This is a genomic window from Streptosporangium sp. NPDC000095 (assembly GCF_042899335.1).
GTDB lineage: Bacteria > Actinomycetota > Actinomycetes > Streptosporangiales > Streptosporangiaceae > Streptosporangium.
The window spans coordinates 344,003-356,607 of sequence record NZ_JBIAZS010000001.1 but is presented as its reverse complement, the minus strand read 5'-3'; the positions used below and the strand labels follow the sequence as shown (position 1 = coordinate 356,607).

Annotated in this window: 10 protein-coding genes; 8 read left to right on the top strand and 2 right to left on the bottom strand. The window is 72.2% G+C overall.

Annotated features, from left to right (window positions below; translation table 11 throughout):
• The first annotated feature begins 273 nt into the window (after positions 1–273).
• The 7 genes from ACFY3V_RS01350 to ACFY3V_RS01320 all read left to right on the top strand — a co-directional run bounded on the left by ACFY3V_RS01350 (position 274) and on the right by ACFY3V_RS01320 (position 8,105).
• Complete coding sequence (locus ACFY3V_RS01350) at positions 274–969, top strand: hypothetical protein (RefSeq protein ID WP_362895373.1); 696 nt, start codon at positions 274–276, stop codon at positions 967–969.
• A 5-nt stretch (positions 970–974) separates the two neighbouring features.
• Entirely contained in the window at positions 975–2,327 is a 1,353-nt protein-coding gene (locus ACFY3V_RS01345) for an amidohydrolase family protein (protein WP_389768865.1), read from the top strand.
• Complete coding sequence (locus ACFY3V_RS01340) at positions 2,324–3,706, top strand: amidohydrolase family protein (RefSeq protein WP_362895369.1); 1,383 nt, start codon at positions 2,324–2,326, stop codon at positions 3,704–3,706. The genes ACFY3V_RS01345 and ACFY3V_RS01340 overlap by 4 nt, the downstream gene beginning before the upstream one ends.
• A 203-nt stretch (positions 3,707–3,909) precedes the next feature.
• Positions 3,910–4,917: an aminopeptidase gene (locus tag ACFY3V_RS01335; RefSeq protein WP_389768862.1), complete on the top strand. Its 1,008-nt coding sequence runs from the start codon at positions 3,910–3,912 to the stop codon at positions 4,915–4,917.
• A 46-nt stretch (positions 4,918–4,963) separates the two neighbouring features.
• The gene (gene allE, locus ACFY3V_RS01330) at positions 4,964–5,728 is read left to right on the top strand and encodes a (S)-ureidoglycine aminohydrolase (protein ID WP_389768859.1); all 765 of its coding nucleotides are present in this window, start codon (positions 4,964–4,966) and stop codon (positions 5,726–5,728) included.
• On the top strand, positions 5,715–6,998 hold the full coding sequence (locus ACFY3V_RS01325) for an amidohydrolase family protein (RefSeq protein WP_362895363.1): 1,284 nt from the start codon (positions 5,715–5,717) through the stop codon (positions 6,996–6,998). Before allE ends, ACFY3V_RS01325 begins: the two co-directional genes overlap by 14 nt.
• 78 nt (positions 6,999–7,076) lie before the next feature.
• Positions 7,077–8,105, top strand: coding sequence for a LacI family DNA-binding transcriptional regulator (locus tag ACFY3V_RS01320; protein WP_362895361.1), 1,029 nt, complete (start codon positions 7,077–7,079; stop codon positions 8,103–8,105).
• A gap of 144 nt (positions 8,106–8,249) precedes the next feature.
• Here the strand turns inward: ACFY3V_RS01320 and ACFY3V_RS01315 are convergent, their stop codons facing one another.
• Positions 8,250–10,589 (bottom strand): transglycosylase domain-containing protein, encoded by a 2,340-nt coding sequence (locus ACFY3V_RS01315; RefSeq protein ID WP_389768855.1) that lies wholly within the window; start codon positions 10,587–10,589, stop codon positions 8,250–8,252.
• A 52-nt stretch (positions 10,590–10,641) separates the two neighbouring features.
• Positions 10,642–11,958: a UDP-N-acetylglucosamine 1-carboxyvinyltransferase gene (murA, locus tag ACFY3V_RS01310; protein WP_350950346.1), complete on the bottom strand. Its 1,317-nt coding sequence runs from the start codon at positions 11,956–11,958 to the stop codon at positions 10,642–10,644.
• Positions 11,959–12,065: 107 nt separating this feature from the next.
• Here murA and ACFY3V_RS01305 point away from each other — a divergent pair, with 107 nt between their 5' ends.
• Complete coding sequence (locus ACFY3V_RS01305) at positions 12,066–12,605, top strand: hypothetical protein (RefSeq protein WP_350950345.1); 540 nt, start codon at positions 12,066–12,068, stop codon at positions 12,603–12,605.

Below are 12,605 nucleotides of genomic sequence, written 5' to 3'. Positions count from 1 at the left end.
GCGGGTTCTGTGACTGTGGGCGGGGCGTCGGTTCCGGCGGCGAGGGCCGGTTCCGGGCCGAGGATTCGGCGAGGGGTGTTCGCCGTGGTTGGCGGCAGTTAACCCCAGCTGGTTCCGGGGGGTCAAGGGTCTAAAGAAACGTTCCTGTTAACAAAAGAAACGTTTCTTTTTTCTCTTGCATGGGTCATGATGCTGTCCGTCGGCGCTCTGGCCTCCCCGAGGGGAGGCGGGGCCGCCCCGCCCCCTGTCCTTCCATCCACCGGAAGGTGTGTGATGACCCAGCCCTGGATCCTGGTGACCGGGAACGGTGCCTTCGGCGCTTCGGCGAGCCGCGCCGAACTGCACTACCCCGAGAATCCGAGTAGCGCCGTCGCCCTCGCGCTCGACGGCGAGACGATCGCCGGGCACCGCGTGGCAGCCCGGAGCCTGGCCTGGCGCTCACACCCGGAGGAGGCGCTGGCCCCCCTGCTCGTCGGCCCGTCCGCCGGTGAGGGGCCTCCGGCGGCGGTGGTGTCGTGCGGGGTGTTCTCCGGGCGTGCCGTCGTCACCGCGGAACGGGTCGCCGTCAACGTGCAGGACTTCCAGTTCGCCGACGACCGGGGTCACCGGCCGGCCGGTGACCCCGTCTATCCGGGCGGTCCCGCCGCCTACCTGTCGACCCTGCCGATCAAGGCCATGACCATGGCGATGCGCGCGGCCGGCGTCCCCGCCCTGGTCTCCAACTCCGCCTCCACCCATGGCTGCAACTCCGTCATGTACACCGCGCTGCATCTGGCCGCCAGGCACGGGCTGCCCTCCAGGTGCGGCTTCCTGCATCTGCCGGATCCTCCGGGCCACGTGGCCAGGATCGGGCACAACGGACCGAGCATGGACCTGTCGCTACAGGTCACCGCGGTGCGTGCGGCTCTGCGCGCACTGGTCGAGAACCCGGCCGACATCAGCACGCCGGCCAACGAATGGGAGTGGTGACCGACATGCCACAGGAACTCGACCTGTTGATCCGCGCCGGGCGGGTCCACGGCCACGACGGCCTCGTGGACGTCCACATCAGGAACGGGCTGGTCGTCGCGGTGCAGCCGACCCCGCCCGTCCCCGCCGGGGACGGACACGCGGGAGACGGGCACGCGACGGCCGCCCCGGCCGAGGCGCGCGAGGTGCTGGACGCCGGTGGCGGGCTGGTCTCGCGTTCCTTCACCGAGCCGCACTATCACCCGGACAAGGCATACAGCCGCCGCCTGGCCCCCGAGGGGATGGCGGACGGGTTCGCCCGCGCCCGGGCGATCAAGGCGGGCTTCACCGTTCCCGATGTGACCGAGCGCGCCCTCCGGGCGCTGCGACTGGCGTCCGCGAACGGTGTCACGGCACTGCGCGCCAACGTGGACGTCGACTCGGTGTCCGGGCTGACCGGGCTGCACGGCGTGCTCGCCGCCCGCGAGCGGGTGGCGCACCTGCTCGACGTGCAGATCGTCGCGTTCCCGCAGGAAGGGCTGCTGCGGGACCCGCTGGCCAGGCCGCTGCTGGTCGAGGCGCTGCGCTCGGGCGCCGGGCTGGTCGGTGGCTGGCCCAACGTCGAGGAGGGGGCCGAGGCGCAGCGGGCTCACGTACGCGAGGTGTTCGACCTGGCCGAGCGGTTCGGCACAGATGTGGACATCCACCTGGACTGTGAGATCGACGCGACCCAGACCATGCTGGAGTTCACCGCCGCCGAGACCGTACGGCGCGGCTACCAGGGACGGGTCGTGGCGAGCCACTGCTGCGGCCTGGAGGTGTACGACGACGCGGACGCGGCCCGGGTGATCGCGGCGGTGGCCGAGGCCGACGTGCGAGTGGTGGTCGTCCCGCTGAACCTGGTGGACGGCGGCCCGCGCGGGCTGTCCCGGCCACGGCAACTGGCCGAGGCCGGGGTGGTCGTGGCCGCGGGCAGCGACAACCTGAACGACGGCTGGTACGCGCTGGGGACGCTGGACCCGATGGACCGGGCACGGACGGCGTTCCTCGGCGCCGGCTACCACGACGAGGGCGCGCTGGACACCGCGTGGGACCTGGTCTGCGGGCAGGCGGCGGCCGCGATCGGCGGGCGCCCCGGTGACATCGCCGTCGGGGAGGACGCGGACCTGGTGGTGTTCGACGTGCCGGACCGGGCCACCGCCCTGGCCGGGGTTCCGGGGCGCCGCGTCACGCTGCGGCGCGGCCGGGTGGTCGGTCGCAGGGACACCACCGGAACCACCGCGTACGGGCCGATCGGTCTCACCGCCGCCCTCTCCGGCACCGGGACACCCGGCGGCACGGGCCCCGGCCGTCCCGCACAGGAAAAGGCGAGCGCGTGATCGGGCGGGTGGACCTGGCGGTGGTCGGGGGCACCGTGCTGGCCCCCACCGGCGCGGCGCCCGCGACCCTGCTGGTCGACCGTGGGCGCGTGCGCGCGGTGGTCCCGCGGGAGACCCCGGTGGACGCCGCCGAGGTGCTCGACGCCACCGGCCTGCATGTGATGGCCGGGATCATCGACCTGCACGTCCACTTCGACGTCCCCGGCATCTCCTTCGAGGAGGACTTCCGCACCGGCACCCGGTGTGCCGCCGCCGGAGGTGTCACTTTCGTGATGGAACACCCCTTCTCCAACCCGCCGACCACGACCGCAGCCCGGTACGCCGCCAAGAGCGAGCGGGCCGCGGCCGGCGCGGTCGTCGACTTCGGCCTGTGGGGCGCGCTCACCCAGCCGTCGCTGGAGGAGATGGCGGGCCAGCGCGCACTGGGGGCTCCCGGCTTCAAGGCGTTCCTGCCGGAGAACACCATGGGCTTCCCGCCCGCCACCGAGACGGACCTGCTGACCGGGATGGCCACCGCGGCCCGGCTCGGCGCGCGAGTGCTGGTGCACGCCGAGGATCACGACACGCTGGTCTCCGCCGAGGCCAGGCTGCGCGCCGGCGGGCGTACCGACCTGACCGCGCTGCTGGAGGCACGCCCGCCGTCGGCCGAGATCGACGCGGTACGCCACGTGCTGCGGCTGGCCCGCAGGACCGGCTGCGCCGTTCACCTCGTGCACCTGTCCACTCCCGAGGCGGTCGACCTGGTCGCCGGAGCACGGGCGGAAGGGATGGACGCCACCTGCGAGGTCACCGCCCACCATCTGCTGCTGGACGACGGCGACCTGCGGCGGGTCGGCGGGTTCGGGGTGTGCGCCCCGCCGCTGCGCGACGCCGGGCGGGTGGAGCGGCTGTGGGATCGGGTCCGCGCCGGACTGGTACAGGCGATCGTGTCCGACCACTGTCCCTACGACCGCGCGGGCAAGCTCGTCGCCGAGACCGACGTGTTCAGCTGTCCGTTCGGGATCCAGGGCGTCCAGGAGTACGCGCCGCTGGTGCTCGGCGAGGCACTGAACCGGGGCCTCCCGCTGGACGAGGTCGCTCCGCTGCTCACCACGGGGCCGGCCGCGATCTGCGGGGTCTCCGGCTCCAAGGGCGTGCTGGCGCCGGGCATGGACGCCGATCTCGTCCTCCTCGACCTGAACTCTCCCTGGGTGGTCGACTCCGAGGCGCAGCAACTCGCGGCGGAGCGCTGGTCGCCCTACGACGGCCGCGGCTGCGACGTCCGGGTGGTGCGTACCCTGGTGCGCGGCCGGACGGTGGCCGTGGACGGCGAGGTCGTGGCCGTGCCCGGCTCGGGGCGCTTCGTCCCCCTTTCCGAGGGAGCCCCGTGTCCGATCTGACCCCCCACGCCCCCGGCCCCCCGACCCCCGGCCCCCCGGCCCCTGGGCCGTCGGACCAGCCCCTCTCAGATCAGACTCGGACTCCGACCCCCGGCGCCCCCGAACCCTCATCGCGGGCACTTCCCGGTCCGGCCTCCCCGAGGCCGGACCTCGGGAAGACCGCGCTCCCCGACGCGCGGCTACGCCGAGGGGCAGCGGAGCTGGTGGGGACCTGCCTGGCCGTGGCGAGGGAGGATCGGGTGCTGGTGCTGACCGACCGAGCCACCCGGCGGCTGGCCGGGATCGTGGCCGACGAGGCCCGAACCCTGGCACCGGACACCGTCGTCGAGGTGCTCCCGGATGTCGCGGCAGGCTACCCGGCGGCCCGGCGAGCGGTCGAGGCGGCGTTGGACGCCCACCGGCCCACCGTCACCGTGTTCGCCGCCGCCGACCCCGAGGACCTGCTCGCCTGGGACCCCTCGTTCTGGGCGCTGCTGGCTCGCGACGGCGTCCGCCACGCCCACATGCCCGCCCTGGACGACGCCTGCCTGGGCATCGGCATGGCCGTCGACTACACCGAGGTGGCCGGGTTCACCCTGGGCGTCCGCGACCTGCTCACCGGCTGCGCGTCGGTGCACGTCACCAGCGCCACCGGTACGGACCTGACGCTGACGTGCGACCCGGCCCGTCCGTGGACACCGTTCACCGGCCTGTACCGGTGCGGTGGCCAGGGCGGACGGCTGCCACAGGGTGAGGTGTTCTGCAGCCCGCGCTCGGCCGAGGGCGTCCTCGCCGCCTCGGTGCTCGGCTACCCCCTCAACTCCCGCCACGGCCTGCTCACCGAGCCGGTGCTGATCGAGGTGGCGGCCGGCGAGGCCGTGGAGGTGCGCCACCCCGACACCGCGCTGGCCTCGGAGGTGTACCGCCTCCTGGCGGAGGCACCGGGCGGCCTCCGGCTCGGCGAGCTGGCCCTGGGCACCAACCGGGCCCTGACCGGGCTCACCGGCAACCTGCTGTTCGACGAGAACGTGCCCGGCGTGCACATCGCGTTCGGGCACCCGTTCCCGCAGTACACCGGCGCCGACTGGGAGTCCCCTGTCCACCTGGACCTGGTGCTGGAGCGCCCCTCGGTCCGCGTCGACGGGCACACCGTCCTGGACTCCGGCCGGTACGCCTCCGCCGACCCACCCCTTTTCCTCTCGCCACGCCTCCACGGAAGGAAGCGACGTTGACACCCTCCCCACGGCCAAGCCGGGGCCTCCGCGCCGGAGGCATCCGATGAACGGCACCACCCGAGCCGATTACGTGAGCGCCAACCGCGGACGCGTCCGCGACTCCTACATCCTGATGTGCCCGGACAACCTCGTCGAGAACTCCCTTCCCCATCTGCGCGGCGTGGTCGCCAGGCCACTCGCCACGCCGAGGGTCCGTCCCGCGGCCTTCGGCGAGTACCTGCTGGAGTTCGAACCGGGCGGTGGAGGCACTCGCCCGCTCGGCGCCGGTTTCGAGAACTTCCTGTACGTCCTCGACGGCGACGGCCTGGACATACGAGCCGGAGGGGAGACCCACTCCCTGACACCCGGCGGATTCGCGTTCCTCCCGCAGGGCACCGAGTTCGAGATCCTGGCGCCCGGGAACGCGACCCGGGCCCTGTGGGTGAAACGCCGATACGAGGAAGTGGACGGCGTTCCCGCGCCCGAGCCGGTGACCGGGCACGTCGAGGAGGTCGAGCACATCCGCGACGAGAGCATCGGCGGCACGTACGCGCCGCTGCTGCCGCTGGACGAGCGCTACGACATGGCGATGAACGTGATGCGGTTCGACATCGGCGCCAGGTTCACCATGGTGGAGGTCCACCACCAGGAGCACGGCCTGTACATGCTCGAAGGCCAGGGGGTCTACTACCTCGGCGACGACCACCTGGAGGTCGCCGAGGGCGACTTCGTCTACATGGCGCCCTACTGCCCGCAGTACTTCTACGCCACCGGATCGACCCGCGCCGGCTACCTGCTCTACAAGGACATCAACCGTGACGGCTTCTGAACCGCCCGCCGACCTCGTCATCGAGAACGCCGTGTACGAGGACACGGCCGTGGACATCGTGATCCGCGGCGGCCTGATCGCCGCGCTCGGCGCCGGCGCCGGCGCCGGTCTGCCCGCCCGCGAACGGATCTCCGCCCGCGGCGGCCTGGTCACGCCGCCGTTCGTCGAGCCGCACAGCCACCCGGACAAGGCGTTGAGCCGCCACTCGATCCGCCGGCTCGGCCTGCCCGAGCGGCTCGTCCACCGCCCCGCGATGATGCGGCGGCAGCGCGACCTGAAGGCGTCCTTCACCGTCGAGGACGTGGCGGCTCGGGCCGGGGCGTTTCTGCGGCTGGCCGCGTCCCAGGGCACGGGGACCGTCGCCGGGCAGGTCGACATCGACACCGTCACCGGGCTGACCTCGTTCGAGGGTGTCATGCGGGCGCGCGAGGAGCACGCCGGCTTGGTGGACCTGCTGGTGACCGCCTTCCCACAGGAGGGGCTGGTACAGGATCCCGGCGCGTACGACCTGGTGGCCGAGGCGCTGGCCGCAGGCGCGCACCGGGTCGGTGGGTGGCCCAACAACGAGCGGACCGAGCAGGACCGGCTGTCCCACCTGGACCAGGTCTTCGCGCTGGCCGAACGGTTCGGCGTCGGGATCGACGTCAACATCGACTACTTCACCGACCCGAGTGAGCGGATGCTGGAACCGCTGGCCGAGCGGACCGTCGCGCACGGCATGCGAGGCCTGGTCAACGCCAACCACGTGGGCGCGCTGGAGACGTACGCCGACGACGACGCGCGGCGGGTGATCGAGAAGGTGGCCGCCGCCGGGATCACGGTGACGGTGTGCCCGTCCAACCTGGGGGGATCGCTGCCCTACCGGGGTGTCTCCCGGGCGAACGAGCTGCTCGCCGCAGGAGTGGTCGTCGCGGCCGGAACCGGCAACATGCAGGACAACTGGGAGCCGTTCGGCAACCTGGACCCGCTGGACCTGGCCAGACTGGCATGGCACGCCTTCCCGCTCGCGGACGAGTCCGACGTCGGGATCGCCGTCGCCTGGGACCTGGTCGGCGCGTACGCGGCACAGGCGGCCGGGGTCGCCTACGGGGAACTGCGGCAGGGAGCGCCGGCCGATCTCGTCGTGCTGGCGGCCGGAACGTTCACCGACGCGTTGCGCAACGAGCCGGGCCCGCGATGGCTGGTGCGCGGCGGCCAGGTGGTGGCGAGCCGGTCCGGTGAGCTGTGGACGGCGGACGAGCCTGACACCGACCCGGTGGGCCTACGGTGAGAAAACCTCAAGAAATCTCGATCCGAAACGTTTCTGCTTCGATCGCTCGCCTAGCGGGGCGGTGATATTTTGAAGGACGTGACCAGGGCCTCAGGCGGGCGGGTGACGATCCGCGACGTCGCGGCCGTCGCCGAGGTCTCGGTGACGACGGTCTCCGACGCGCTCAACAACAAGGGCAAGCTCCGTGAGGAGACGCGGGCCCGTATCCGCGAAATCGCCGAGTCTCTCGGCTACCGTCCCAGCCGGGTCGCGCAGGCGTTCCGGCTGGGACGCACCGGCACCATCGCCCTCGTCCTGCCCAACATGGGCGAGCACGCCGCCGAGCAGGAGATGATCAGCCTCGACTACTACATGTCGATCGCCTCCGGCTGCGCGCGGGCCGCGTTCAGGGAGAGATACTCGCTCACCCTCACCCCGCACATCAGCACGGCCGACGAGTGGCGGCTGATCGGCGCGGACGGGGTCGTGCTGTGCGATCCCGCCGGCCTGGACCCGCGTATCGACATGCTGGAGGGCATGGGCGTGCCGGTGGTGTCGATCGAGCGCGACCCGGCACGGCCCGAGCGCCCGTACTACACCTCGGGTGACAACGAGCGCAACATTCGCGACCTGCTGGAGCACCTGCACGAGGCGGGCGCGCGGCGCATCGCGCTGCTGTCGGCCCAGTCGTCCTGGGCGTGGTCGCTGGACGGCCTGCGCGCGTACGAGACGTGGTGCGCCGAGCGGGGCATGCGGCCGAGGGTCGCCCCCGTCTCACTGGACCGGTTGGAGGCCGACTCCTACCGGGCGACCCGCGCGTTGCTGGACGGTGACGACCCGCCCGACGCGCTGATCGCGTCGGCCGAGCAGTACAGCGAGGGAGCCACCCGGGCCTGCCGCGAGCGGGGCGTCCGCATCCCGGAGGACCTGATGCTCGCGGTCGGCATCGACAGCCGGTTCGCCCAGCAGTTCGACCCGCCGATCACCGCCATCGACCTGCGGCCGGTGGACCAGGCGTCGGCCGCGGTGGACATGCTGCTGAGGAGGCTGTCCGGCGAACGGGTGGACCGGCCAGAGGTGGTCGCCAGCAAACTGCACATCCGGGCCAGCACCCGGCGTCGGGCCTGAAGGGCCTCCTCGGGCGGGGCGGGGCGGGGCGGGGCCCGGGAGCGGGGTTCCGCGCTGCGGCGCGGGCCGCGGGCGGTTTCGCCGATGTGACCGCAGCCGTTCCGCTGGTGCCCTGTGAAGTTCCGGCGGTGCCCTGTGAAGGGGTCAGCGGTGGCGCGGGTGGTCGAGCCGGTGGGGGGCGCGGTACCGGCGGTGCGCGTCGTTCTCGCGGTACCGCCGCTCCTGACGATACCCGCGCTCCCGCCGGTAACGGCCCTCCTCGCGGAAGCGGCGTCCCCCCTCTCCCCGGGCGTCGCGGTCCCCTCTGGCGCTGCGACGGCCCTCGCCGTCAGTGCCGTCAACGCCCTCCTCCTCGCGCTCCCTGGCCATGGCCTCCTCCAGGCCAGGGGTGAACCCACCGCCGAAACGGCTCATGTCGGGACGGCGGAAGTGGGTCTCGCGCGTACCGTCGAGGGCCGCCGACATCGACGAGACCCAGATCGGCCCCGGCAGGGAGGCGCCCTGGACCGAGCCGAAGTACTCGCCGCCGATCTCGACGTCGGTGAGCGGGTAGCGGTAGGAACCCCGGATGTCGCCCACGCTGACCGCCGCGGCCAGGTCGGGGGTGTAGCCGGCGAACCAGGCCGATGTGTAGCCGTTGTTGGTGCCCGTCTTGCCCGCGGCGGGACGGCCGATGCTCTGACCGGTCATCGTCCCCTTGGTGAACACCCCGGACAGCAGATGGTTGACCGCGTCGGCCACGGCGGGCTCGATCGCCCGCGCGCAGCTGGGCGGGATCTTGAAACGCCTGCCGTCCCGCTCGGCGATCTCGACGATCGCCGTCGGGCGGCAGTAGCGGCCCCGAGCCCCGAACGCGGCGAACGCGGCGGCCACGGTCACCGGGTCCATCTCGTTCACGCCGAGGGTGAAGGTCGGCACCTCCCGCAGCGGGGCGCCGTCGGCGCGGACGATGCCCAGGGCCTTGGCCGTCGTGACGACCGGGCACAGGCCCACCCGCTGCTCCAGCATCATGTAGAAGATGTTCACCGACTTCCAGGTGCCGGTGGACAGGCTCTGCGGGCCTCCCTTGCCCTCGCCGCTCGCGTTGAAGATCTCCGCGCCGGGATCGTTGACCTCGCGTCCCCGGCAGTCGGTGAAACCGCTGTCGGGGACGAAACTGCCGGGCGTCATGAAACCCTGGTCGAACCGCCAGCCCTGGGTGAGCGCGGTCGCGAGGGTGAACACCTTGAACGTCGAGCCCGCCTGGAAGCCCTGGCCGCCGCCGTGCGCCGTGTCGGCGGGCAGGTTGTAGGTGGTGTTGGGGCCGTTCTTGGAGTTGGCGGCGTTGCCGGGGTTGCTGCCGTACCTCTTGCTCGCCGCCATGGCCCGGATCCGCCCGGTGCCCGGCTGGACCATCGCCTCGGCCGCGACCTCGGTGTCCTTCCTGTCGACCCGCGCGGTGATGGCGCGTTCCGCGGCCCGCTGCGCCTTCGGCGACAGGGTGGTGCGCAGCACGAGGCCACCCTTGGCCAGGCGGCGTTCCCGCTCGGCGCGGGTGTGGCCGAAGGCCGGGTTGGTGAGCAGTTCCCGGTGCACGTAGAGACAGAAGTAGGGATAGGCGCTCCCGTCACAGCCGCCGGGCTCGGGTTTGAGCCGGATGGCGAGCGGGCGCCTCTTGGCGGCCTCGGCCCGCGCCGGGGTGACGTACGACAGCTGGGCCATCCGGTCCAGGACGAGGTCCCTGCGCTCGCGCAGCCGCTGCCTGCGCCCGGCGTCCAGCGAGGGGTCGGTGGTGTACGGCGCGCGGACCGCCCCGGCCAGCGCCGCGGCCTGGGGCAGGGTGAGCCGGGCGGCCGGGACGGAGAAGAACCGCTGGGCGGCGGCCTCCACCCCGAAGGCGCCCGCGCCGAAGTAGGCGATGTTGAGGTAGCGCTCCAGGATCTCGGCCTTGCTGTACTTCTTCTCCATCGCCAGCGCGTACCGCAGCTCGGTGATCTTGCGCTGGATGCTGGGCGCGCGGGCACGGGCGCGTTCGGTGTCGCTCTCGGCGTTCTCGACCAGGATGTTCTTCACGAGCTGCTGGGTGAGCGAGGACCCGCCCTGCCGCACCCCGCCCGCCCTGGTGTTGGTGATCAGGGCGCGCAGGGTGCCCTTGACGTCCAGGCCCGCGTGCTCGTAGAAGCGCGCGTCCTCGATCGCCACGATCGCGTCACGCATCACGGGGGCGACCTGGGCGAGCGTCACCACCGTCCGGTTCTCCGTGTAGAACTGGGCGAACCGCTTGCCGTTCTTGTCCAGCAGCACGGTGCGCTGGGAGAGCGGGTTCTCCCGAGGGCTCGGAGGCAGGTCGGTGAGGGTCCTCGCGACGCCGTTGGCGGTGAGTCCGGCCGTGCCGACCAGTGGCAGCGCGGCCATGGCGGCGAGCAGCCCGCCGAACACCCCGCAGACCACCAGTCCGAGCAGGCACGCGCCGGGCCCGCGTCTCACCTCTGGGCGCGATGTCACGCATAGTAACGTGCGACCAGGTGATCACCTATAAACGCCCGATTGCCAATCCTTACCCGTCCTGCACCTTTTCTCGACTGATCTTCAGCCCGAGTGAGGCGAACTGCTCGAACGGCCGGTGGTAGCCCCGTTCGATATGGTGCACCCCGCGCAGGGTGGAGGTGCCCTCGGCGGCCGCGGCGGCGAGCACCGCCGAGAACCCGGCCCGGATGTCGGGCAGTGTCACGTCGGCGCCGCTCAGCCTGGAGACGCCGCGCACGACCGCCGAGTGCTTGGCGTTGGTGTCGTGGTAGCGGCAGGCGGGACCACCGAGGCAGACGTCGAACACCTCGATCTCGCAGCCCATCTTCTGCAGGGCGGGCACGTAGACCAGGCGGTTCTCGAACACCGTCTCGTGCAGCACCGACATGCCCTGGGCCTGGGTGAACAGCACCATCAGGGGCGTCTGCCAGTCGGTCATGAACCCCGGGTGCGTGTCGGTCTGCACCGCCGCGGCCCGCAGCCCGTTCGGCGCGGACGCCGACAGGTAGTCGTCGGTGATGTCGACCTCGGCGCCCATCCTGGCCAGGGTGGTGATCGCGGTGACCAGCCGGTCCTGCGGGCAGCCGTGCACCCGCACCTGCCCGCCCGTGATCAGACCGGCGGCCAGGTAGGAGAACGCCTCGATGCGGTCGCCGTTGAGCCAGGTGGAGGCGCCGTGCAGGCTCTCCACACCCTCGATCACGATGCGCCGGTCGGGACTGAGCTCGATGCGCGCGCCCATGCGCTGCAGGAACAGGGCGAGCTCCACCACCTCGGGCTCCATCGCCGCGCCCTTCAGCACGGTCTTGCCCTCGGCGAGCACCGCGGACATCAGGATCGTCTCGGTGGCTCCGACGCTGGGGTAGGGCAGTTCGATCCGGGTGCCGCGCAACCTCTTGGCCTTGGCGTAGACCCCGGTGTCGCTCACCTCGACCTCGGCGCCCATCGCCCGCAGCGCCTCGACGTGGAAGTCGACGGGCCGGCGGCCGATCGGGTCGCCGCCGACCAGCGGCACGAACGCCTCGCCCGCCAGGTGCAGCAGGGGGCCGAGCATCAGGATCGGGATCCTGTTGAGGCCGGTGAACGCCGCGGGAACGTGCGGGTTGATCTGCTTGCCGGGAGCGACGGAGATCTCGCCGGCGCTGATCTCCACGTCGATGCCGAGCGCCCTCAGCATCTGCGCGGTGATCCCCACCTCGCCCACGTCCGGGGCGTTCTGGATCGTGCTCTCACCGCTCCCCAGCATCGCGGCGACCATGTGCTTGGAGACGCCGTTCTTGGAACCGCGGACCTCGACGTCACCGCGCAGCGGCCCGGAGGGTTCGATCAGCCATACCTCTTCGTTCACTCCGCCAGAGTAACGGGATTCGGTCGAAGCCTCGGATGGCACCGGGCCGATAGGTATGTAACATCGGGCACATCTGCACAGAGGGTGAGGGAACCATGGTGCGAGGCGTGCGTGATTTCGCGATCACAGTGCTGGTGCTCGCGCTGATCGGGGTCGTCGCCGGGGTCCTGTGGTCGCTGGCCGCGCCGCGTCCTCCGTACGTCGTGACGGGCAGGGGGCCGCTGCTCGCCGATCCCTCCACGCAGGCGCTGATCGCCGCGGACGGCTGGTTCGCGGTGATCACCGGTGCGTTCGGCCTCGCCTGCGGGGCGATCGGCTACAGCGTGTCGCGCGGGGGCCGCCCGCTGCCGGTGGTGGTGGGCCTGGCGGCCGGCGGCCTGCTCGGCGCGCACCTGGCGCTGGTGGTGGGGGAGGCGGCCAACCTCGGTGCCGTGAGCGTGACCGCCTCGGGGGTGTCCGCGTCGCTGGTCGCGGGGCCGCTGAAGCTGACCGCCAGGGGGGTGCTGTTCGCGTGGCCGACGCTGGCCGCCGGTCTCTTCTTCGCGCTGGAGGGCATCGCGGGCTACCGCGACTCCCCGCTGCGCCGGCCTTTCGGCGGGGACGACCCCTACGGGCCGCTGTCGTCGTACGACATCAGCGGCCGGTAA

Excerpts from the sequence above, each read along its gene's own strand:
- ACFY3V_RS01350 (WP_362895373.1), top strand. The coding sequence starts at position 274 with ATGACCCAGCCCTGGATCCTGGTGACCGGGAACGGTGCCTTCGGCGCT.
- allE (WP_389768859.1), top strand. The coding sequence starts at position 4,964 with ATGAACGGCACCACCCGAGCCGATTACGTGAGCGCCAACCGCGGACGC.
- ACFY3V_RS01345 (WP_389768865.1), top strand. The coding sequence starts at position 975 with ATGCCACAGGAACTCGACCTGTTGATCCGCGCCGGGCGGGTCCACGGC.